This is a genomic window from Mycobacterium sp. E3305 (genome assembly GCF_001666785.1).
Taxonomy (GTDB): Bacteria; Actinomycetota; Actinomycetes; order Mycobacteriales; family Mycobacteriaceae; genus Mycobacterium.
On sequence record NZ_LZJA01000127.1, the window covers coordinates 1 to 21,219 of the forward strand.

General features: G+C 70.0%; 23 protein-coding genes. 19 read left to right on the plus strand and 4 right to left on the minus strand.

The annotated features are described in order from the left end of the window. A partial coding sequence (locus A5701_RS11445) for a replication-associated recombination protein A (protein WP_067752772.1) occupies positions 1 to 1,126 on the plus strand: 1,126 nt, incomplete at its 5' end. Continuing rightward, positions 1,123 to 1,458 (plus strand): hypothetical protein, encoded by a 336-nt coding sequence (locus A5701_RS11450; RefSeq protein ID WP_067752775.1) that lies wholly within the window; start codon positions 1,123 to 1,125, stop codon positions 1,456 to 1,458. The genes A5701_RS11445 and A5701_RS11450, both read left to right, overlap by 4 nt. A gap of 82 nt (positions 1,459 to 1,540) precedes the next feature. Here the strand turns inward: A5701_RS11450 and A5701_RS11455 are convergent, their stop codons facing one another. Beyond that, positions 1,541 to 2,164, minus strand: a complete 624-nt coding sequence (locus A5701_RS11455; protein ID WP_067752779.1) for a hypothetical protein — start codon at positions 2,162 to 2,164, stop codon at positions 1,541 to 1,543. A 170-nt stretch (positions 2,165 to 2,334) separates the two neighbouring features. On the opposite strand from A5701_RS11455, the gene A5701_RS11460 reads away from it, so the two are divergent. The 10 genes from A5701_RS11460 (at position 2,335) to aroQ (ending at position 11,883) form a co-directional block, all read left to right on the plus strand. Beyond that, entirely contained in the window at positions 2,335 to 2,724 is a 390-nt protein-coding gene (locus A5701_RS11460) for a secondary thiamine-phosphate synthase enzyme YjbQ (RefSeq protein ID WP_197499176.1), read from the plus strand. 96 nt (positions 2,725 to 2,820) lie between these two features. Then, positions 2,821 to 5,514, plus strand: a complete 2,694-nt coding sequence (gene alaS, locus A5701_RS11465; RefSeq protein ID WP_067752784.1) for an alanine--tRNA ligase — start codon at positions 2,821 to 2,823, stop codon at positions 5,512 to 5,514. Then, the gene (gene ruvX / locus A5701_RS11470; RefSeq protein ID WP_067752787.1) at positions 5,515 to 6,024 is read left to right on the plus strand and encodes a Holliday junction resolvase RuvX; all 510 of its coding nucleotides are present in this window, start codon (positions 5,515 to 5,517) and stop codon (positions 6,022 to 6,024) included. It abuts the gene before it with no gap. Next, positions 6,017 to 7,258, plus strand: coding sequence for an endolytic transglycosylase MltG (mltG, locus tag A5701_RS11475; protein ID WP_067752790.1), 1,242 nt, complete (start codon positions 6,017 to 6,019; stop codon positions 7,256 to 7,258). Before ruvX ends, mltG begins: the two co-directional genes overlap by 8 nt. Then, positions 7,245 to 8,054 (plus strand): shikimate dehydrogenase, encoded by an 810-nt coding sequence (locus tag A5701_RS11480; RefSeq protein ID WP_369807410.1) that lies wholly within the window; start codon positions 7,245 to 7,247, stop codon positions 8,052 to 8,054. The genes mltG and A5701_RS11480 overlap by 14 nt, the downstream gene beginning before the upstream one ends. A gap of 110 nt (positions 8,055 to 8,164) precedes the next feature. Continuing rightward, positions 8,165 to 8,584 carry an A24 family peptidase gene (locus A5701_RS11485; RefSeq protein WP_067752803.1) on the plus strand — a complete coding sequence of 140 codons (420 nt, stop codon included), beginning with the start codon at positions 8,165 to 8,167 and terminating at the stop codon, positions 8,582 to 8,584. 32 nt (positions 8,585 to 8,616) lie between these two features. Then, a complete protein-coding gene (gene aroC / locus A5701_RS11490; RefSeq protein WP_067752806.1) occupies positions 8,617 to 9,822 on the plus strand; it encodes a chorismate synthase in 1,206 nt (401 codons plus the stop codon). Continuing rightward, positions 9,822 to 10,358, plus strand: a complete 537-nt coding sequence (locus A5701_RS11495) for a shikimate kinase (protein ID WP_067752809.1) — start codon at positions 9,822 to 9,824, stop codon at positions 10,356 to 10,358. Before aroC ends, A5701_RS11495 begins: the two co-directional genes overlap by 1 nt. After that, positions 10,355 to 11,446, plus strand: a complete 1,092-nt coding sequence (gene aroB / locus A5701_RS11500) for a 3-dehydroquinate synthase (protein WP_067752819.1) — start codon at positions 10,355 to 10,357, stop codon at positions 11,444 to 11,446. The genes A5701_RS11495 and aroB overlap by 4 nt, the downstream gene beginning before the upstream one ends. Next, positions 11,443 to 11,883: a type II 3-dehydroquinate dehydratase gene (gene aroQ / locus A5701_RS11505; RefSeq protein WP_067752822.1), complete on the plus strand. Its 441-nt coding sequence runs from the start codon at positions 11,443 to 11,445 to the stop codon at positions 11,881 to 11,883. Before aroB ends, aroQ begins: the two co-directional genes overlap by 4 nt. Here the strand turns inward: aroQ and A5701_RS11510 are convergent. After that, positions 11,880 to 12,563: a B-4DMT family transporter gene (locus tag A5701_RS11510; protein WP_067752825.1), complete on the minus strand. Its 684-nt coding sequence runs from the start codon at positions 12,561 to 12,563 to the stop codon at positions 11,880 to 11,882. The two genes, aroQ and A5701_RS11510, sit on opposite strands and share 4 nt — an antisense overlap. Before the next feature lie 33 nt (positions 12,564 to 12,596). Between A5701_RS11510 and A5701_RS11515 the strand changes: the two genes are divergently transcribed. From A5701_RS11515 to A5701_RS11540, 6 genes are all read left to right on the plus strand, one after another. Continuing rightward, positions 12,597 to 13,715 (plus strand): Xaa-Pro peptidase family protein, encoded by a 1,119-nt coding sequence (locus A5701_RS11515; protein ID WP_067752828.1) that lies wholly within the window; start codon positions 12,597 to 12,599, stop codon positions 13,713 to 13,715. Between the two features lie 50 nt (positions 13,716 to 13,765). Further along, complete coding sequence (locus tag A5701_RS11520) at positions 13,766 to 13,987, plus strand: hypothetical protein (protein ID WP_067752831.1); 222 nt, start codon at positions 13,766 to 13,768, stop codon at positions 13,985 to 13,987. A gap of 139 nt (positions 13,988 to 14,126) precedes the next feature. Beyond that, positions 14,127 to 14,690: an elongation factor P gene (gene efp / locus A5701_RS11525; protein ID WP_067282552.1), complete on the plus strand. Its 564-nt coding sequence runs from the start codon at positions 14,127 to 14,129 to the stop codon at positions 14,688 to 14,690. After that, positions 14,687 to 15,184, plus strand: coding sequence for a transcription antitermination factor NusB (gene nusB / locus A5701_RS11530; RefSeq protein WP_067752834.1), 498 nt, complete (start codon positions 14,687 to 14,689; stop codon positions 15,182 to 15,184). The genes efp and nusB overlap by 4 nt, the downstream gene beginning before the upstream one ends. After that, positions 15,181 to 15,585, plus strand: a complete 405-nt coding sequence (locus tag A5701_RS11535; protein ID WP_067752838.1) for an antitermination protein NusB — start codon at positions 15,181 to 15,183, stop codon at positions 15,583 to 15,585. Before nusB ends, A5701_RS11535 begins: the two co-directional genes overlap by 4 nt. A 68-nt stretch (positions 15,586 to 15,653) precedes the next feature. Further along, positions 15,654 to 18,506 (plus strand): aminotransferase class I/II-fold pyridoxal phosphate-dependent enzyme, encoded by a 2,853-nt coding sequence (locus A5701_RS11540; RefSeq protein ID WP_067752842.1) that lies wholly within the window; start codon positions 15,654 to 15,656, stop codon positions 18,504 to 18,506. Between the two features lies 1 nt (position 18,507). On the opposite strand, the gene A5701_RS11545 is transcribed toward A5701_RS11540, so the two are convergent. Continuing rightward, positions 18,508 to 18,777 (minus strand): hypothetical protein, encoded by a 270-nt coding sequence (locus A5701_RS11545; protein ID WP_067752845.1) that lies wholly within the window; start codon positions 18,775 to 18,777, stop codon positions 18,508 to 18,510. Positions 18,778 to 18,823: 46 nt separating this feature from the next. Then, positions 18,824 to 19,600 (minus strand): hypothetical protein, encoded by a 777-nt coding sequence (locus A5701_RS11550; RefSeq protein ID WP_067752855.1) that lies wholly within the window; start codon positions 19,598 to 19,600, stop codon positions 18,824 to 18,826. A 296-nt stretch (positions 19,601 to 19,896) separates the two neighbouring features. Between A5701_RS11550 and A5701_RS11555 the strand changes: the two genes are divergently transcribed. Further along, positions 19,897 to 21,153 carry an MFS transporter gene (locus tag A5701_RS11555; RefSeq protein ID WP_068263982.1) on the plus strand — a complete coding sequence of 419 codons (1,257 nt, stop codon included), beginning with the start codon at positions 19,897 to 19,899 and terminating at the stop codon, positions 21,151 to 21,153. The last annotated feature ends 66 nt before the right edge of the window (positions 21,154 to 21,219 follow it).

Below are 21,219 nucleotides of genomic sequence, written 5' to 3' on the forward strand. Positions count from 1 at the left end.
CGGCAAGACGACGCTGGCCGCGCTGATCTCCCAGGCGACCGGTCGCCGGTTCGAGGCGCTGTCGGCGCTGTCGGCCGGGGTCAAAGACGTGCGCGCCGTCATCGACCAGGCGCGGCAGGCGTTGTTGCGCGGCGAGCAGACGGTGCTGTTCATCGACGAGGTGCACCGCTTCTCCAAGACCCAGCAGGACGCCCTGCTGTCCGCCGTGGAGAACCGGGTGGTGCTGCTGGTGGCCGCGACCACGGAGAACCCGTCGTTCTCGGTGGTGGCGCCGCTGCTGTCCCGCTCGCTGATCCTGCAGTTGCGCCCGCTCAGCGCCGAGGACATCCGCGCGGTGGTGCAGCGGGCGATCGACGATCCGCGCGGACTGGACGGCCGGGTCGCGGTGACGCCCGAGGCCGTCGACCTGCTGGTGCGGCTGGCCGCCGGCGACGCCCGGCGGGCGCTGACCGCGCTGGAGGTCGCGGCCGAAGCCACCGAGTCGGTGAGCGTCGAGACCGTCGAGCAGTCGCTGGATAAGGCCGCGGTGCGCTACGACCGGGACGGTGACCAGCACTACGACGTCATCAGCGCCTTCATCAAGTCGGTGCGGGGCTCGGACGTCGACGCTGCGCTGCACTACCTGGCCCGCATGCTCGTCGCGGGGGAGGACCCGCGGTTCCTCGCGCGGCGGCTGATGATCCTGGCCAGCGAGGACATCGGCATGGCCGACCCCAGCGCGCTGCAGATCGCGGTGGCGGCCGCGCAGACCGTGCAGCTGATCGGCATGCCCGAGGCGCAGCTGACGCTGGCCCACGCCACCATCCACCTGGCCACCGCGCCCAAGTCGAACTCCGTGACCACCGCGCTCGCCGCGGCGATGGACGACATCAAGGCGGGCAAGGCGGGCCTGGTGCCGCCCCACCTGCGCGACGGGCACTATTCCGGCGCGGCGGCGCTGGGACACGCGCAGGGGTATCGGTATTCGCACAACGATCCCGACGGTGTCCTGGCCCAGCAATATCCGCCGGACGAGCTGGTGGACGTGGACTACTACCGGCCGACCGGCCGCGGCGGTGAGCGGGAGATGGCCGGGCGGCTGGAGCGGTTGCGGGCGATCATCCGGGGAAAGCGGGGGCGGTCATGAAAACCTTCACCGACGACGAGATGGGCCGGCTGCTGGCCACCACCCAGCCCTACAGCGTCGTCATCCTCAAGCAGGGGCCGCGGTTCGGCGACGAGACGACACCGGGGACCGTCTGGGAGCACGGGCGGCGCAACTTCGGGCTGCGCGACGACGGCGTCATGCCCATCGTGTTGCCGGTCACCGACGGCTCCGAGGTCTGCGGGATCGCGGTGTTCGCGGCCTCGGTCGACGACACCGCCGCGATCATGGCCGACGACCCGGGTGTGGCCGCGGGCGTCTTCACCTTCGAGGTGCATCCCTGCCGGGGATTCCCGGGCGACGCGCTGCCCTGAACGCATCGAGCGTCACGCTGGCGTGACACTGGACGGCAGCCGCCACGCTGGCGTGACACTCGGCGAAAGAAGCGTTCTAGCGCTAGACCAGCTCGGGCACCCGCAGGTGGGCGATCGCCAGCTCGAATTCGGCGACGTCGATCACCTCGGCGCCCAGCTCCCGGACGCGCCTGCTGCGCAATTCGTTCGCCCGGTCGCTGTTGCGGGCCATCGCGTCCATCGAGTCGAACGTCGAGCACGACACCGCCCGTCGGCACGCCGGATGGTCGACCAGCAGGCTGGCGCTGCAGAACCCGTCGAGCTCCTCGAGCTCCGGCAGCACCGACGAGCGGTAGAAGTCCAGGGACCGGGTGAGCTGGTCCGGCACCACCTTGAGCCAGGTGGCCCGCACGCAGGCACCCTGCCGCGACGGATGGTCGCGGTGCAGCAAAGCGATGTCCCACTCCTCGACCCGCGCGCTGCCGTCGAACATCAGCGCGGCCTGATCGCGAATCGGGGCGACCCGTTCGGCGCTGGCGCGCATCGCGTCGATGCTGTCCCACGAGCTGGTGGCGATGCAGGTCCCGGACTGCCGGTCGACCAACAGCGACAGCCCGACACACCCCTCGATCTCGGTGAGGGCGGGCATGACGACATCGCGAACGTGCGCGATCCCGATGTCGACCGACAAGGGTTGCGCCTGGATGGTGGTGGATCGTGCGTACACGGCCGACCTCCTCTGTAGGGCTTATATCCAAGGAGCCCGTGGCGCCACCGGCCCCACCAGTTACCTTCCTCCTGCCCAATGCGCCCCGCAATGCCCAAATGTGGTCGCGCTCACAATCGATTGGCTGCCCGCAACGTGCGCGCCGTAGGCTGGTTCGGATGCATACCGACGTGCTGGACGTGGACACAACACGACGCCGCATCGTCGATCTGACCGAGGCGGTGCGGGGCTTCTGCTGGTCGAGGGGCGACGGGTTGTGCAACGTGTTCGTCCCGCACGCCACCGCGGGCGTCGCCATCATCGAAACGGGGGCCGGCTCCGACGAAGACCTGCTCGACACGCTGGAACGGCTGCTGCCGCGCGACGACCGGTATCGGCACTCGCACGGCTCGCCGGGCCACGGCGCGGATCACGTGATGCCGGCGCTGGTCGCGCCGTCGGTGACCGTGCCGGTCTCCGGGGGCGAGCCGATGCTGGGCACCTGGCAAAGCATCGTGCTGGTCGATTTGAACCGGGACAACCCACAACGCTCGGTGCGGCTGAGCTTTCTGGAGGGTTAGCGGCCCGGTAGCCAGCTACTCCAGCGAATACGCTGGAATAGACGTTCACGCGACAAAGCAACACGCGACAAAGCAAAAGGAAGAAGCGGACTCCAAGTGCAGACACACGAGATCAGGAAGCGGTTTCTTGATCATTTCGTGAAGGCGGGCCACACCGAGGTGCCGAGCGCATCGGTGATCCTCGACGACCCCAACCTGCTGTTCGTCAACGCGGGCATGGTCCAGTTCGTGCCGTACTTCCTGGGAGCGCGCACGCCGCCGTACTCGACGGCCACCAGCATCCAAAAGTGCATCCGCACGCCCGACATCGACGAGGTGGGCATCACCACCCGGCACAACACCTTCTTTCAGATGGCCGGCAACTTCTCGTTCGGCGATTACTTCAAGCGCCGCGCCATCGAGCTGGCGTGGACTCTGCTGACCAACGGGTTGTCCGAGGGCGGCTACGGCCTGGATCCCGAAAGGATCTGGACGACGGTCTATTTCGACGACGACGAGGCCGTGCAGCTGTGGCAGGAGATGGCCGGGCTGCCGGCCGAGCGGATCCAGCGCCGCGGCATGGAAGACAACTACTGGTCCATGGGCATCCCCGGCCCGTGTGGCCCGTCGTCGGAGATCTACTACGACCGCGGCGAAGAGTTCGGGGTCGGTGGCGGCCCGGTGGCCAACGAAGACCGCTACATCGAGATCTGGAACCTCGTGTTCATGCAGAACGAACGCGGCGAGGGCACTTCCAAGACCGACTTCGAAATCCTCGGCCCGTTGCCCCGCAAGAACATTGACACCGGCATGGGCGTCGAGCGGGTCGCGTTCATCCTGCAGGGCGTGCACAACGTGTACGAGACCGACCTGCTGCGGCCCGTCATCGACGCGGTGGCCGCCCGCGCGCCGCGCGGATATGACGTGGGCAACCACTCCGACGATGTGCGCTACCGGGTGATCGCCGACCACAGCCGCACCGCGGCGATCCTGATCGGCGACGGCGTCACGCCCGGCAACGACGGCCGCGGCTACGTGCTGCGCCGGCTGCTGCGCCGGGTGATCCGTTCGGCCAAGCTGCTCGACATCGACGGGCCCATCGTCGGCGAGTTGATGACCACCGTGCGCGACGCGATGGGGCCGTCGTATCCCGAACTGGTCGCCGACTTCGACCGGATCAGGCGCATCGCCGTCGCCGAGGAGACCGCGTTCAACCGCACGCTGGCGGCCGGTTCCAAGCTGTTCGACGAGGTCGCCGGCATCACCAAAGAGGCTGGGGCCAAAGCGATCTCGGGCTCGGACGCTTTCACGCTGCACGACACCTACGGCTTCCCGATTGAGCTGACCCTGGAGATGGCCGCCGAGGCGGGCCTGCAGGTCGATGAGATCGGCTTCCGGGAACTGATGGCCGAGCAGCGCCGGCGCGCGAAGGCGGACGCCGCCGCTCGCAAGCACGCCCACGCCGACCTGAGCGCATATCGGGAGCTGGTCGACGCCGGCCCGACGGAATTCACCGGCTTCGACGAATTGTCCTCCGAGGCAAAGATTCTGGGCATCTTCGTGGACGGCAAGCGGGTCCCGGTCGTCACGCACGGCGCCGAGGGCGCGCAGCAAGTCGAACTGGTGCTGGACCGCACGCCGCTCTACGCCGAGTCCGGCGGTCAGATCGCCGACGAGGGCACCATCAGCGGGACCGGCGCAGGCGCGAGCGCCCGCGCGGCGGTCACCGACGTGCAGAAGATCGCGAAAACCCTGTGGGTGCATCGGGTCAACGTCGAATCCGGGGAGTTCGTGGAGGGCGACACCGTGGTCGCCGCGGTCGATCCGGAATGGCGCCGGGGCGCCACCCAGGGCCACTCGGGCACCCACATGGTGCATGCCGCGCTGCGACAGGTGCTGGGCCCCAACGCCGTTCAGGCGGGATCGCTGAACCGCCCCGGCTACCTGCGGTTCGACTTCAACTGGCAGGGTCCGCTGTCCGACGAGCAGCGCACCCAGGTCGAAGAGGTCACCAACCAGGCCGTCCAGGCCGACTTCGAGGTGCACACGTTCACCGAGCAGCTGGAGAAGGCCAAGGCGATGGGCGCAATGGCAATGTTCGGCGAGGCCTACCCGGACGAGGTGCGGGTGGTCGAGATCGGCGGGCCGTTCTCGCTCGAGCTCTGCGGCGGGACCCACGTGCACAACTCCGCTCAGATCGGGCCGGTGACCATCCTGGGCGAATCGTCGGTCGGCTCCGGCGTGCGCCGGGTGGAGGCCTACGTCGGGCTGGACTCCTTCCGCCACCTGGCCAAGGAGCGCGCGCTGATGGCGGGGCTGGCCTCGTCGCTGAAGGTGCCGTCCGACGAGGTGCCCGCCCGGGTGGCCGGACTGGTGGAGCGGCTCAAGGCGGCCGAGAAGGAACTCGAACGCGCACGGCTGGCGAGCGCGCGCGCCGCCGCGACCAACGCGGCGGCCGGCGCGGAGCGTATCGGTAACGTCCGTGTGGTGGCGCAACGCATGTCGGCGGGGATGACGGCCGGCGACCTGCGCTCCCTGGTGGGCGACATCCGCGGCAAGCTGGGCAGCGACCCCGCCGTGGTGGCGCTGATCTCCGAGGGAGAGGGGGGCAGTGTGCCGTACGCGGTCGCCGCCAACCCCGCCGCCCAGGACCTCGGGCTCCGCGCCAACGACCTGATCAAGCAGCTCGCCGCGACGGTCGACGGCCGCGGCGGAGGCAAGCCGGACCTGGCGCAGGGTTCCGGAAAGGACCCCAGCCGCATCGACGCGGCGCTGGAGGCGGTCCGCTCCGAGATAGCGCGGGTCGGCTGAGTGGTCCCCGCACAGCATCGCGTGCCCGACCGGCCCGGCGACCCTGACCAGGATCCCGGCCGGGGGCGGCGGCTCGGCATCGACGTCGGCAGCGTGCGCATCGGCGTCGCCAGCAGCGACCCCGACGGCATCCTGGCCACCCCGGTGGAAACCGTGCGCCGTGACCGCTCCGGCAAGCACGTGCGCCGACTGGCCGAGCTGGCCGCCGAACTCGGCGCGGTCGAGGTGGTCGTCGGGCTGCCACGCACGCTGGCCGACCGCACCGGTCCGTCGGCGATCGACGCGATGGAGCTGGCCGACACGCTGGCCCAGCGGATCGCCCCCACGCCCGTGCGCCTGGCCGACGAGCGCCTGACCACCGTGAGCGCGCAGCGCTCGCTGCGCGCGGCCGGCGTCCGCGCCCGCGAACAGCGGGCCGTGATCGACCAGGCGGCCGCGGTGGCCATCCTGCAGAGCTGGCTCGACCAGCGCCGCGCCGCCCTGACGGCGGGGGAGCCCGCCGATGGTTGACAGCGCACGACGGCAACGCGCCGAGCCCGAGGCGGTCGGCACGTCGCGGAAGCGCAGCCGCGTCGCCCGGAACCGGGCCGAACGGGGCCGACGCCAGCGGCGGTTCGCCGGCAAGATCGTGCTCGCGGTCGTCGCCGTCGTCGTGCTGGTGGCCGTGTTCGTCGGCGCCAAGCTGTGGCACACGGTGTTCGGAGCCGGCGACGACTACGCCGGAAATGGCAAGCAGGACATCGTGATTCAGATCAAGGACGGTGACTCGACCACCAACGTCGGGGAGACGCTGCAGCACGAGCAGGTGGTCAAGACCGTCCGGGCATTCGTCAACGCCGCGCACGGCAACAGCAAGATCTCCTCGATCCAGCCCGGCTTCTACCGAATGCGCACCGAGATCCCGGCGGCCGACGCCGTCGCGCGGCTGGCCGATCCGAACAGCCGGGTGGGCCGGCTGGTCATCCCGGAGGGCCGTCAGCTCGACGACACCACCGACATGAAGACCAACGTGGTGACCCCGGGGATCCTGACGCTGATCTCCCGCGCCACGTGCGTGACCCTCGACGGCAACCAGCACTGCGTCGCGGTGGAGGAGCTGCGGGCGGCGGCGACCAACAGCGCGCCCGCCGCGCTCGCGGTGCCGCCGTGGGCCGTCGAACCCTTCACCGAGCTCGGCAAGGACCATCGCCGGATCGAGGGGCTGATCGCGCCGGGAACCTTCAACGTGGACCCGTCCGCCTCTGCCGAGACCATCCTGTCGAGCCTGATCAGCGCCGGGGGCGTCGAGTACATGAAGTCCGGGTTGGTGGACACCGCCCAGTCCATGGGCCTGTCGCCGTACGACATCCTGGTGGTGGCCTCGCTGGTGGAGCAGGAATCCAAGTCGCAGGACTTCGCGAAGGTCGCGCAGGTGATCTACAACCGCCTGCACGCCCACCACACGCTGGAATTCGACTCGACGGTCAACTACCCGCTGGATCGCCGGGAGGTGGCCACCACCGACGCCGACCGCGCCCAGAAGACGCCGTGGAACACCTACGTGTCGCAGGGGCTGCCCGCGACGGCGATCTGTTCGCCGGGCGTCGACGCGCTGCGCGCCGCCGAGCATCCCGAGCCCGGCGACTGGCTGTACTTCGTCACCATCGACGCCCAGGGGACGACGCTGTTCACCAAGGATTATCAGCAGCATCTGGCCAACATCGAGCTGGCTAAGCGCAACGGTGTCCTCGATAGCGCGCGCTGAGGGCGGACCCCGGAAAGCGGCGGTGCTCGGCAAGCCGATCGCCCACTCGAAGTCCCCGCAGCTGCACCTGGCCGCCTACCGGGCGCTGGGCCTGCTGGACTGGACCTACGACCGCATCGAATGTGACGGCGAGCGGCTGCCGGCCGTCGTCGGCGGCTTCGGGCCCGAGTGGGTCGGGGTGTCGGTCACCATGCCGGGCAAGTTCGCGGCGCTGCGCTTCGCCGACGAGCGCACCGAGCGGGCCGAACGGGTGGGGTCGGCCAACACCCTGGTCCGCACGCCCGCCGGCTGGCGGGCCGACAACACCGACATCGACGGCGTCGCGGGGGCGCTTTCGTCGGCCACCGGGCCCGCGCTGGTGTGCGGGTCGGGCGGCACCGCGCCGGCGGCCGTCCTGGGCCTGGCGCAGCTGGGCGTCCCCGCCATCACCGTCGTCGCGCGCAACCCCGACAAGGCCGCCCGGCTGGTGGAGTTGGGCACCGGAATCGGGGTCCGGACGCGGTTCGTGAACATCGACGACGACGGCCTAGGGACCGCGGTGGCCGCCGCCGAGGTGCTGGTCAGCACGATCCCCGCCGACGTCGCGGCGCGGTACGCGGGCACCCTCGCCGCGATCCCGGTCCTGCTGGACGCCGTCTACGACCCGTGGCCCACGCCGCTGGCCGCCGCGGTGGCCGCCGCCGGCGGCCGCGTGATCAGCGGCCTGCAGATGTTGTTGCACCAGGCGTTCACCCAGGTCGAGCTATTCACAGGGCAACCGGCGCCGCGAGAGGCCATGGCCGCCGCTCTGGGCTAACGTCCCGCACGTCGGATGCCCCAGGTCAACAACCGAGCGTGGGGCCTAGGGACGACATCGCCACCGTTTTCGTACCTAGCCCCACACTCGCGGCGCACACAGGAGAACCCATGCGGCTTGGAGCGGTTGTGGCGGTGCTCGCGTGGCTGTTGCTGCTGAGCGGCTGCGACGTCCGCGAGCGCCGGTTGCCGAACGTGCTCACGCTGCCCGGGGCCGGGGTGATCCTGCTGACGGCAGCGGTGGCCGGGCGCGGCTGGGCCGCGCTGGCCGGCGCGACGGCGCTGACCGCGATCTATCTGCTGGTGCACTCGCTCGCCCCGGCCGGGATGGGCGCCGGGGACGTCAAGCTGGCGATCGGCCTCGGGGCGCTGGCGGGCTGTTTCGGGGTCGGGACGTGGTTCCTGGCCGCGCTGGCCGCGCCGCTGCTGACGACGGTGTTCGCGGCGCTGTGCGGCGCGCGGGCGGTGCCCCATGGCCCGTCGATGTGCCTGGCCACCGCCACCGCGATCGGCCTGTTTCTCGGGATTTAAGCCCGCGCCGGACCCCATGGGAGAATGGCCGGGTGTTGCGTTGGATCACCGCCGGGGAGTCGCATGGCCGTGCGTTGGTGGCCATGCTCGAGGGCATGGTCGCCGGCGTGGAGGTCACCTCCACCGATATCGCCGACCAATTGGCCCGCCGCCGGCTCGGGTACGGGCGCGGCGCGCGGATGAAGTTCGAGCGCGACGCGGTGACCGTGCTGTCCGGGGTCCGCCACGGCATCACGCTGGGCGGCCCCATCGCCATCGAGATCGGCAACACCGAGTGGCCCAAATGGGAGACCGTGATGGCCGCCGACCCGGTGGACCCGGCGGAGCTGGCCAACATCGCGCGCAACGAACCGCTCACCCGCCCGCGGCCCGGGCACGCCGACTACGCCGGCATGCTCAAGTACGGCTTCGACGACGCCCGCCCGGTCCTGGAGCGCGCCAGCGCCCGGGAGACCGCCGCCCGCGTCGCGGTGGGCACGGTCGCGCGGTCCTTCCTGCGCCAGGCGCTCGGCGTCGACGTGCTCTCCCACGTCATCGCGATCGGCCCGTCGGCGCCCTACGACGGCCCCCCGCCCCGCCCCGAAGACCTGCCCGCGATCGACGACAGCCCCGTGCGCGCGTATGACGAGGAGGCTGAGAAGTCCATGATCGCCGAGATCGAGGCGGCCAAGAAGGACGGCGACACCCTCGGCGGCGTGGTCGAGGTGGTGGCGACAGGCCTGCCGGTGGGCCTGGGCTCGTTCACCAGCGGCGACAACCGGCTGGACAGCCAGCTCGCCGCCGCGGTGATGGGCATCCAGGCCATCAAGGGCGTGGAGATCGGCGACGGCTTCGAGACGGCGCGCCGCCGCGGCAGCCGCGCGCACGACGAGATGTATCCCGGCCCCGACGGCGTGGTCCGCTCGACGAACCGCGCCGGTGGGCTGGAGGGCGGCATGACCAACGGCCAGCCGCTGCGGGTGCGGGCCGCGATGAAGCCGATCTCCACCGTGCCGCGCGCGCTGGCCACCGTCGACATGGCGACCGGCGACGAGGCCGTCGCCATCCACCAGCGCTCGGACGTGTGCGCGGTGCCCGCCGCGGGGGTGGTGGTCGAGGCCATGGTGGCGCTGGTGCTCGCCCGCGCGGCGCTGGAGAAGTTCGGCGGCGACTCGCTCACCGAAACCCGGCGCAACATCGAGGCGTATCAGCGCGCGGTCGCCGACCGGGAAGCGCCGGCCGCCCGGGGGACCGCTTGATGGCGCCCAAGGCGGTACTCGTCGGGCTGCCGGGCTCCGGCAAGTCCACCATCGGGCGGCGCCTGGCCAAGGCGCTCGGCGTCGAGTTCCTCGACACCGACGCGGCGATCGAGCAGCGGACCGGGCGCAGCATCGCCGACATCTTCGCCACGGACGGCGAGCAGGAGTTCCGCCGCATCGAGGAGGACGCGGTGCGTGCCGCGTTGGCCGACCATGACGGCGTGGTGTCGCTCGGCGGCGGCGCGGTCACCAGCCCCGGGGTCTGCGAGGCGCTCGCCGGCCACACGGTCATCTACCTGGAGATCAGCGCCGGCGAAGGCGTGCGGCGCACCGGCGGCGGCGCAGTGCGCCCGCTGCTCGCCGGCCCCGACCGCGCCGAGAAGTTCAAAGCGCTGATGGCCAAACGGGCCCCGCTGTACCGCCGCGTCTCGACGATCCGCGTCGACACCAACCGCCGCAACCCCGGGGCGGTGGTGCGCTACATCGTGTCCCGGCTGCAGACGCCGGAGAACGCTCACGCGGAGGCCACCACATGACCGCGCCCGTCACCGTCGAGGTGGCTGTCGAACCGCCCTACCCGGTGGTCATCGGCACTGACCTGGGCGACCGGCTCGTCGAACTGCTCTGCGACCGGCACCGGGTGGCGGTCGTACACCAACCGGTGCTGGCGCACACCGCGGAAGCGATCCGAAGCCGCTTGGCGGACAAGGGCGTTGACGCCCATCGCATCGAAATCCCGGACGCCGAGGCCGGCAAGGACCTACCGGTCGTCGGCTTCCTCTGGGAAGTGCTCGGCCGCATCGGGATTGACCGCAAAGACGCGGTGGTGAGCCTGGGCGGCGGGGCGGCCACCGACGTCGCCGGGTTCGCGGCGGCCACCTGGCTGCGCGGCGTCGACGTGGTCCACATTCCCACCACGCTGCTGGGCATGGTCGACGCGGCCGTCGGCGGCAAGACCGGCATCAACACCGACGCGGGCAAGAACCTGGTGGGCGCGTTTCACCAGCCGCTGGCGGTGCTGGTCGACCTGGCGACCCTGGAAACGTTGCCGCACAACGAACTCGTCGCCGGGATGGCCGAGGTCGTCAAGGCCGGGTTCATCGCCGACCCGGTGATCCTCGACCTCATCGAGGCCGACCCGCAAGCCGCCGTGGACCCGACCGGTGACGTGCTGCCGGAACTGGTCCGGCGCTCGATCGCCGTCAAGGCGAAGGTGGTCGCCGCCGACGAGAAAGAGTCGGAGCTGCGCGAAATCCTCAACTACGGCCACACCTTGGCGCATGCGATCGAACGCAGGGAACGCTACGAGTGGCGCCACGGCGCCGCGGTGTCCGTGGGCCTGGTCTTCGCCGCGGAGCTGGCCCGCCTCGCCGGGCGCCTCGACGACGCGACCGCGCAGCGCCACCGCACCGTCCTTTCGGCGCTGGGCCTGCCGGTCGCCTATGACGCCGACGCGCTGCCGCAGCTGCTGGAATACATGGCCCAGGACAAGAAGTCGCGGGCCGGTGTGCTCAGGTTCGTGGTCCTCGACGGGCTGGCGAAGCCGGGGCGGCTGGCCGGGCCCGACCCGTCGCTGCTGGCGGCCGCGTACGCGGGGCTGTCGGAGGAAGAAGGGGCCCGATGACCACCACCGTCAACGTCATCAACGGCCCGAACCTGGGCCGGCTGGGCCGCCGCGAGCCCGACGTCTACGGCGACACCACGCACGACGAACTGACCGCGCTCATCGAGCGGGAGGCCACCGCTCTCGGGTTGAAAGCCGTTGTGCGCCAAAGTGATAGCGAAGGGCAGCTGCTGGACTGGATCCATGCGGCCGCCGATGCCGGCGAACCGGTGATCCTCAACGCCGGCGGCCTCACCCACACATCGGTGGCGCTGCGCGACGCGTGCGCGGAGCTGCGAGCGCCCCTGATCGAGGTGCACATCTCCAATGTGCATGCCCGCGAGGAGTTTCGGCGCCACTCGTACCTCAGCCCCGTCGCGACCGGGGTGATCGTCGGGCTGGGAATTCAGGGCTACCTGCTCGCCCTGCGCTACCTGGCGGACGCCGCCAAGGCCTAGTTCTTCTTGGGTTCCTTGCCCGGCTTCGTGGCGTCGTCACCGCCGTCGGTGCGGATCACCTCGGTCTTCGGCTCGTGGTCGGCCGCGGTGCGGATCGTCTCGGTCGGCTCGTCACGCTCGGCCGTGGCGACCGAAGCGGTCCGCTCCTCGTGCTGGGCGCCCGCGGTGGGAATCTCACCGGTCGGCGCGTCGTCACCGCGCACCGCGGAGAACACGTCGGTGTCGGCGCGCTCCTCGTCCGCTCCCTTCTGCCGGGGCGGGGGATTGCGGTCCACCCGCCAACGGCCGATGGTCACGCCGATGATCCCCGGCAGGAACACGCAAAGGGCGGTGAACGCCGCGAACGTCGTCACCTCGTTGATCAGCCCACCCGTGTAGAGGCCGTTGTACACCAGCGAGATGAGCCAGGACACGGCCCCGCTGAGGATGCCGGCCACCAGGCCGGCCAGCAGCCACGTCATCGCCAGGTCGCGCCGCCGGTCCGGGTCGGGGTTCGCGATGGCGTCGGCCCGGCCGTCGACCACCCCCCATACGGCCACGCCGATGACGAACAGCAGGAGCAGCACCACGCTGAACAGCCCGGCCTGGGTCTGCCACGCGTTGATCAACGCGCCTTGAACCAAGCGAACGACAACCATCGCCGCGGCGTAGACCAATCCGCGCAGCATCCAGGACCTCATGGGCAATCAGCGTAGCGAGTACCGTCAAGGGTCGTGACACATTCTCAGCGTCGGGACAACCTGAAAGCGCAACTGGGTGCCAGTGGACTGGACGCGATGCTGGTCAGCGACCTGAACAACGTGCGCTACCTGTCGGGGTTCACCGGATCGAACGGCGCGTTGCTGGTTTTCGCCGACGATCGCGGCCCCGTGCTGGCCACCGACGGCCGGTACCGCACCCAGGCCGCCGAACAGGCGCGGGGGCTCGAGATCGCCATCGAACGTGCCCTCGGGCGCTATCTGGTCGGCCGCGCCGCCGCGGACGGGGTTTCGAAGCTGGGCTTCGAGAGCAACGTGGTGACCGTCGACGCCTTCGACGCCCTGACCAGCGAACTCGGCGAGCGCAGCGCGGCCACCGAGCTGATGCGCGCCGCCGGGACCGTCGAGGCGCTGCGGGAGATCAAGGACGACGGCGAGGTGGCGCTGCTGCGGCTGGCCTGTGAGGCGGCCGACGCCGCGCTCGCCGATCTGATCGAGCGCGGCGGCCTGCGGCCGGGCCGAACCGAACGCGAGGTGAGCCGGGACCTGGAGGCGCTGATGCTCGACCACGGCGCCGACGCGATCTCGTTCGAGACCATTGTGGCCGCCGGGCCGAATTCGGCGATCCCGCATCACCGCCCCACCGATGCGGTGCTGGCCACCGGTGACTTCGTCAAGATCGATTTCGGCGCGCTGGTGGCCGGCTATCACTCCGATATGACCCGCACGTTCGTGCTCGGCAAGGCCGCCGACTGGCAGCTGGAGATCTACCAGCTGGTCGCCGATGCCCAGCGGGCCGGCCGCGAGGCGCTGCGGCCGGGCGCGAGTCTGCGCGACGTCGACGGCGCGGCGCGTCAGCTGATCGTCGACGCGGGCTACGGCGAGCAGTTCGGCCACGGCCTGGGTCACGGCGTGGGGCTGCAGATCCACGAGGCACCGGGAATCGGCGCCACGTCCACCGGCACCCTGTTGGCGGGTTCGGTGGTGACCGTCGAGCCCGGCGTCTACCTGCCGGGCCGCGGCGGCGTGCGCATCGAGGACACCCTGGTCGTGCCCCACGAGGAGGCGGCGGCCCGCGGGCACGCGCCGGAACTGCTGACCCGGTTCCCCAAGGAGTTGGCGGTCCTCAGCTAGGTCACGTGCGCCCTGTGGCCGGCGGGCGCCCCGGGGTAAAGTCGGGTGGCGTGAACGGGGTGGAGCCAATCGAACGTGGCCTGGCGCGCCTGCGGGACTTCCGGTGGGACCTGAACGCCCAGCCGCTGCGGGAGCTGCGGCTCGAGGTCGACATCGTGTATTTCACCGTCCCGGTGCCGTTTTCCGGCGGGAGGAAGCTCAGCGTTCCCTTCTTGACGATGATCAAGCGGGTACCCCCTTCGCCCACCGGGCCGGCCGAGACCGGCCCGTAACGCGAGAGCGGAAGGCAAGCTTCCCGCCGGTCATGGGCCACCCGACGCGGGGGCACCGGCCGACTGCCGCTCTAGACTGACGAACAAGTTGCAGACAGTCGGCGAACGACTGTCCATCCCTTAGGAGATACACCGAACCGTGGCAAGCACCGCCGATTTCAAGAACGGACTGGTGCTGGTGATCGATGGCCAGCTCTGGCAGATCGTCGAGTTCCAGCACGTCAAACCCGGCAAGGGACCCGCCTTCGTGCGCACCAAGCTCAAGAACGTGCTTTCCGGCAAGGTCGTCGACAAGACGTACAACGCCGGCGTGAAGGTGGAGACCGCCACGGTCGACCGGCGCGACACCACCTACCTGTACCGCGACGGCTCGGACTTCGTGTTCATGGACAGCCAGGATTACGAGCAGCACCCCCTGCCGGAATCGCTGGTCGGCGACGCCGCCCGGTTCCTGCTCGAGGGCCTGCCGGTCCAGGTGGCGTTCCACAACGGGGCGCCGCTGTACATCGAGCTGCCGGTGGCGGTCGAGATGGAGGTCACCCACACCGAGCCGGGCCTGCAGGGCGACCGGTCGAGCGCCGGCACCAAGCCCGCCACCGTGGAGACCGGGGCCGAGATTCAGGTGCCGCTGTTCATCAACACCGGGGACAAGCTCAAGGTGGACACGCGCGACGGCAGCTACTTGGGGCGCGTCAACGCGTGAGCAGGCCCGTCAGGGGACGCCATCAGGCCCGCAAGCGCGCCGTTGACCTGCTGTTCGAAGCCGAGGCCCGCGGGCTGGGCCCGGCCGAGCTCGTCGACGTGCGAACCGCGCTGGCCGAGACAAACCCCGACGTGGCGCAGCCGCAGCCCTACACGGTCGCGGCGGCCCGCGGGGTCGGCGAGCACGCCGCCCACATCGACGACCTGATCAGCTCGCACCTGCAGGGCTGGACGCTGGACCGGCTGCCCGCCGTGGACCGCGCCATCCTGCGGGTGGCGGTATGGGAGCTGCTCTACGCCGACGACGTCCCGGAGCCGGTCGCCGTGGACGAGGCCGTGCAGCTGGCCAAGGAACTGTCCACCGACGATTCGCCGGCCTTCGTCAACGGCGTGCTGGGCCAGGTCATGCTGGTGACGCCGCAGATCCGGGCGGCCGCCGCGGCGGTCCGGTCCAGCGCGGCGCGCGCGCCGGAGAACGAGGAACCGCAGGGGTGACCCGGCTGGAGCTGCGCGCCGTCATCGCGGGCTTGCTGGCCGCGACCGTGGTGCTGGGCGCCGTCGTCTGCGCGGCCTTCGGGTGGACCATCGTCGCCTCGGCCCTGTCGATCTACGGGCTCGCGGTGGGCGCCTGGCTGTACCACTGCGTCGAACGGCTGATCGTGGCCCGCCGCATCAGCACGGTTCGCAGCGCGGCAAAGCCGCTGCAGCCCCTGCTGCCGGTGATGGCGGCGATCATGGGCCTGACGCAGGCCGTGGTGCGATCGCTGTCCGACGTCACCGAGCTGCCGGCCCGTCGCTGGGATCTCCCGGTGCTGCGCTGGGTGGACGGCACGCGCGCCAACCGGCGCGTGGTGGACGCCGACGACGGTGACGACGGGATCACCGAATCGACCTGAGGCGAAACGATCACGTGGGCGGCGCGGCGGGGTGAGAATACAAGTCGCTCAGAAGAACAGGTGAGATCATGACTCGATACACCACCCAGCCGCGACGACTCCGCGTCTCCGCGCTCGCGGCGGTGGCCAACCCGTCCTACGCCCGCATCGACACCTGGAACCTGCTCGACGACGCGTGCCGCCACCTCGCCGAGGTCGACCTGGCCGGGCACGACAAGACGCACGACGTGGCCCGGGTGAAACGGTTGATGGACCGCATCGCCGCCTACGAGCGGTACTGGCTGTACCCCGGCGCGGCGAACCTGGCGACCTTCCGCGCGCACCTGGAGAGCCTGTCCACGGTGCGGCTCACCGAAGAGGTTTCCATGGCCGTGCGGCTGTTGAGCGAATACGGCGACCGCGCAGGGCTTTTCGACACCTCAGCGCCGCTGGCCGACCAGGAGCTGGTGGCCCAGGCCAAAAAACAGCACTTTTACACCGTGCTGCTCGCCGACGACGCCCCCGCGACGGCCCCCGACTGCCTGGCCGAATGCCTGCGGGCGCTGCGCAACCCCTCCGACGACGTGCAGTTCGAAATCCTGGTGGCGCCCAGCGTCGAGGACGCCATCGCAGCCGTCGCCCTGAACGGCGAGATCCAGGCCGCGATCATCCGCGACGACCTGCCGCTGCGCTCCCGAGACCGGCTGCCGCTGATGAACACCCTGCTCGGGGCCAACGAGGACGTGGACATCCCCGACCGCGCCAACGACTGGGTGGAGTGCGGCGAATGGATCCGCGAGCTGCGGCCCCACATCGATCTGTACCTGCTCACCGACGAGTCGATCGCGGCCGGCGACGACACCGAGCCCGACGTATACGACCGGACGTTCTACCGGCTCAACGACGTGACCGACCTCTACAGCACCGTGCTCGCGGGGCTGCGGAACCGTTTCTCCACACCGTTTTTCGACGCGCTGCGCGCGTACGCGGCGGCGCCGGTGGGGCAGTTCCACGCGCTGCCGGTCGCGCGCGGTGCCAGCATCTTCAACTCGAAGTCCTTGCAGGACATGGGCGAATTCTACGGCCGCAACATCTTCATGGCCGAGACCTCGACCACCTCCGGCGGCCTCGACTCGCTGCTCGACCCGCACGGCAACATCAAGAAGGCGATGGACAAGGCCGCGCACACGTGGAATTCCAACCACACGTATTTCGTCACCAACGGCACCTCGACGGCCAACAAGATCGTCGTGCAGTCGCTGACCCGGCCGGGCGACATCGTGCTGATCGACCGCAACTGCCACAAGTCGCACCACTACGGGCTGGTGCTGGCCGGGGCGTACCCGCTGTACCTGGACGCATACCCGTTGCCGCAGTTCGCCATTTACGGGGCGGTGTCGCTGCGCACCATCAAGCAGACGCTGCTCGACCTCGAGGCGGCCGGCCAACTGCACCGCGTGCGCATGCTGCTGCTGACCAACTGCACCTTCGACGGGGTGGTCTACAACCCGTTGCAGGTCATGCAGGAGGTGCTGGCGATCAAGCCCGACATCTGCTTCCTGTGGGACGAGGCGTGGTACGCCTTCGCCACCGCGGTGCCGTGGGCACGGCAGCGCACCGCCATGGTGTCGGCCGAGCGCCTCGAGCAGATGCTGGCCTCCCCGGAATACGCCGCCGAATACCGGAAATGGGCGGCCGAAATGGAACGGGTGCAAAACGGGGGGGACCGGTCCGACTGGGTGGATCGCCCGCTGCTGCCCGACCCCGCCAAGGCGCGGGTGCGGGTCTACGCGACGCACTCGACGCACAAGTCGCTCTCGGCGCTGCGGCAGGCGTCGATGATCCACGTCCGCGACCAGGACTTCAATGCCCTGAACCGGGATGCCTTCGGTGAGGCGTTCCTGACCCACACCTCGACGTCGCCGAACCAGCAGTTGCTGGCGTCGCTGGACCTGGCGCGCCGCCAGGTCGACATCGAGGGTTTCCAGCTGGTCCGGCAGACCTACGACATGGCGCTGGTATTCCGGCATCGGGTGCGCCGAGACCGGTTGATCAGCAAGTGGTTCCGCATCCTCGACGAGTCCGACCTGGTGCCCGAGGAATTCCGGGCGTCGTCGGTGAGCTCGTACCGCGAGGTCAGGCAGGGCGCGCTGGCCGAATGGAACGAGGCGTGGCGCTCCGATCAGTTCGTGCTGGATGCGACGCGGGTGACCCTGTTCGTCGGCAAGACCGGGATGAACGGGTATGACTTCCGCGAGAAGATCCTGATGGAGCGATTCGGCATCCAGATCAACAAGACGTCGATCAACAGCGTGCTGTTGATCTTCACCATCGGCGTCACGTGGTCCAGCGTGCACTACCTCCTGGACGTATTACGCAGGGTCGCAACCGATTTCGACCGCGCCGAGAACGCGGCCAGCGTCGCCGACCGGGCGTTGCAGGAGCGTCACGTCGAGGAGATCACCCAGGACCTGCCGCACCTGCCCGACTTCAGCGAGTTCGACGTCGCCTTCCGGCCCGTCGACGCGTGCGTCTTCGGTGACATGCGGTCGGCCTTCTACGCCGGCTACGAGGAGTCCGATCGCGAGCACGTCCTGATCGGCATGGCGGGGCGGCGGCTGGCCGAGGGCAAGACGCTGGTGTCCACCACGTTCGTCGTGCCCTACCCGCCGGGATTCCCGGTGCTGGTGCCCGGGCAGGTGGTCTCCAAGGAGATCATCTACTTCCTGGCCCAGCTCGACGTCAAGGAGATCCACGGGTACAACCCAGACCTCGGGCTGTCGGTCTTCACCGAGTCCGCGCTGGCGCGGATGGAGGCGCAGCGCAACGCGGCGCTGGCCGCGGTCGGTACCGCCTATCCGTCTTTCGAGTTGCCGTCGGACGCCACCGGCATGAACGGGGCCCGCAACGGTGATCGCGCCGCCGTGAGCGAAGACGCCTGAGTTAGCCGGCCTGCCGACCCGGATCCGACGTGGGCTGCGCGGGCCAGCCGAGCTCCCCTCGCAGGAGCCCGCGCGCGATCGCGTCGTGCCGGGCCGGGCTGCCGGCCGGAGCGCTCGTGGGGCAGGTGCAATTGAGGGTGTTGAACGGGCTGGGATCGGCGTTGGCCGGCGCGGCCGCCAGTAGGGCGGAGCCGAGGACCGTGGCGGCGAAAATCAGCAGTTGGGTGAGCGCGCCGTTCTGACGACGCGCGGGGCGTGCGGTATCAGACATGACAACTTAAGCGTAGGTCGCGGAGCTGGGAAGCCGCTGAGAGCGGTCAGGCGTCTTCCCGGGGCGCACTGGGGTGGCGTCCCGGCCGCTGCGGCAGCACGACGAGCAGGGCCACGATGACCGCGGCGAGCACCGCCGAGGCCAGCGGGCGGCTCAGGGCCAGGCCGCCGTCGGCCACCGGCTTGTCGATGAAGTCGCCGACCGTCGCGCCCAGCGGCCGGGTCAGGATGAACGCGACCCAGAACAACGCGACGCGCGAGATGCCGGTCCAGTAGTAGAGGGCGATCACCACGGCCAGGCCGGCCGCGAACACCAATGCGCCATGCTCGTAACCGAATCCGCGGGTGTCGGCCAGCCAATCGCCGAGCGCGGTGCCCAGGGTCTGCGAGAAGGTGATAGTCGCCCAATAGAAGGCCTCGACCTTCGGCGTCGACACGGTGGTGACCGATACGGTCCCCTCCGTCCAGCGCCAGAGGCCCAGGGTGGCCATCAGGCAACCCAACAGCAGCAGCGACCCTCCGGTGTACCCGATGCCCAGCGACCGGTCGGCGAAGTCGGCCAACGTCGTGCCGAACGTCGTCGACGCCACGATCGTCGCCCAGTACAGCGACGCATGGAAGCGCTTGGCCAGGATCTGTGCGGCAACCAGCACCACCAGCGCGACACCGAAGAGCGCGACCCCGGCGGCATAGCCCCAGTTCAGCGTCATCGTGACGGTATCGCCGCCGGTCTCACCCAAGGTGGTGGCCAAGATCTTGATGATCCAGAACCCCAGGGTTACCGCCGGAACCTTGGTCAACGCCTGCCGCGAAACGTCACTCATCCACAGTCCAGTTCGTGTCGGTGGTCATGCGCTTCGAGGGTAGCCGCGCTGAGAAAACGCCGTATTGACGCATAAGAAAAGGCTATGTTCACGCTGTGAATCGCCCTGGTGACGAGGTGGTTGCACCGCGTGGCCAAATGATCACGCACACAACGCAATTCGCAAATTCTGTCCCCTTGGACCGGACGTGAATGCTGAGCTCTTGTTATCAAATACCTTAGCGTTCAATAAGTTACGGTGTCGCCGCGGCGCCGAGGTGCCCGGCGAACGATGAAGCCCGTGCCACCATGGATTGCATGCTTACCGAGGCCGGCGGCGCACACCAACTCGGCGCGGGCGCGCGCTGGTCGGTCATGGCCGTCTCCCTGGGGGTTACGGCGACCTCGTTCCTGTTCATCAACGGCGTTGCGTTCCTGATCCCTTCGCTGCAGGGGCGCAGGGGCATTTCGTTGACCGAAGCGGGCCTGTTGTCATCGATGCCGAGTTGGGGCATGGTCGTCACGCTCGTGCTCTGGGGCTGGGTGCTGGACCGCGTCGGTGAGCGGGTCGTGCTGACCGCCGGTTCTGCGCTCACGGCGGTGGCGGCGTACGCGGCGGCGTCGGCCCACTCGATGGTGGCCGTCGGGGTCTTCCTGTTTCTCGGGGGGATGGCCGCCGCCAGCTGCAACACCGCCGGCGGCCGGCTGGTGTCCGCCTGGTTCCCGGCGCATCAACGGGGCCTGGCGATGGGCATCCGCCAGACCGCGCAACCGTTGGGGATCGCCCTGGGTGCGCTCGTGATACCGGAGCTGGCCGAGCGCGGTCCCCGTTCCGGGCTGATGTTCCTCGCGCTGATGTGCACGGTGGCCGCGATGGCCAGCGCGCTCGGGATCGTCGATCCGCCGCGAAAATCCCGCAAGATAGCCACCGAGGCCGAGCTGGCCAGCCCGTATCGCGGATCTTCCGTGCTCTGGCGAATTCACGCGGTGGGCGCCCTGCTGATGGTGCCGCAGACGGTGACCGTGACCTTCATGCTCGTGTGGCTGATACACCACCACGGGTGGTCGGTCGCCGCCGCCGGCGGCCTGGTCACCGTGTGTCAATTGCTGGGCGCGGCGGGCCGAATCGCCGTCGGGCGCTGGTCGGACCGCGTCGGCTCGCGGATGCGGCCGGTCCGCACCATCGCGGTCGGCGCCGCGCTGACCCTGTTGCTGCTCGCCCTGACCGACGGCACCGGTTCGGGTTACGACGTGTTGCTCATGGTCGTCATCTCGGTGCTCGCGGTGCTCGACAACGGGCTCGAGGCCACCGCCATCACCGAGTTCGCCGGACCGTTCTGGAGCGGGCGCGCGTTGGGTCTGCAGAACACCACCCAACGGCTGACGGCCGCCGCCGGGCCCCCGCTTTTCGGTGCGCTGATCATGGCCGCCGGATACCCGCCGGCCTGGGCGCTGTGCGCGTTGTTTCCGTTGGCGGCCGTGCCATTGGTGCCCGCGCGGTCGCGCCCTGCCGGATCGCAAGGTGTACCGCCGGGGCCCGGCCGCGATCCCGAGATGGTCGGCGCTTCGCGATAGCCCGTGCCCCAAACGGTTCCGCTCACCGCGATCGGAACCACGACGGCGGCGCCGGGGTGGCGCAAT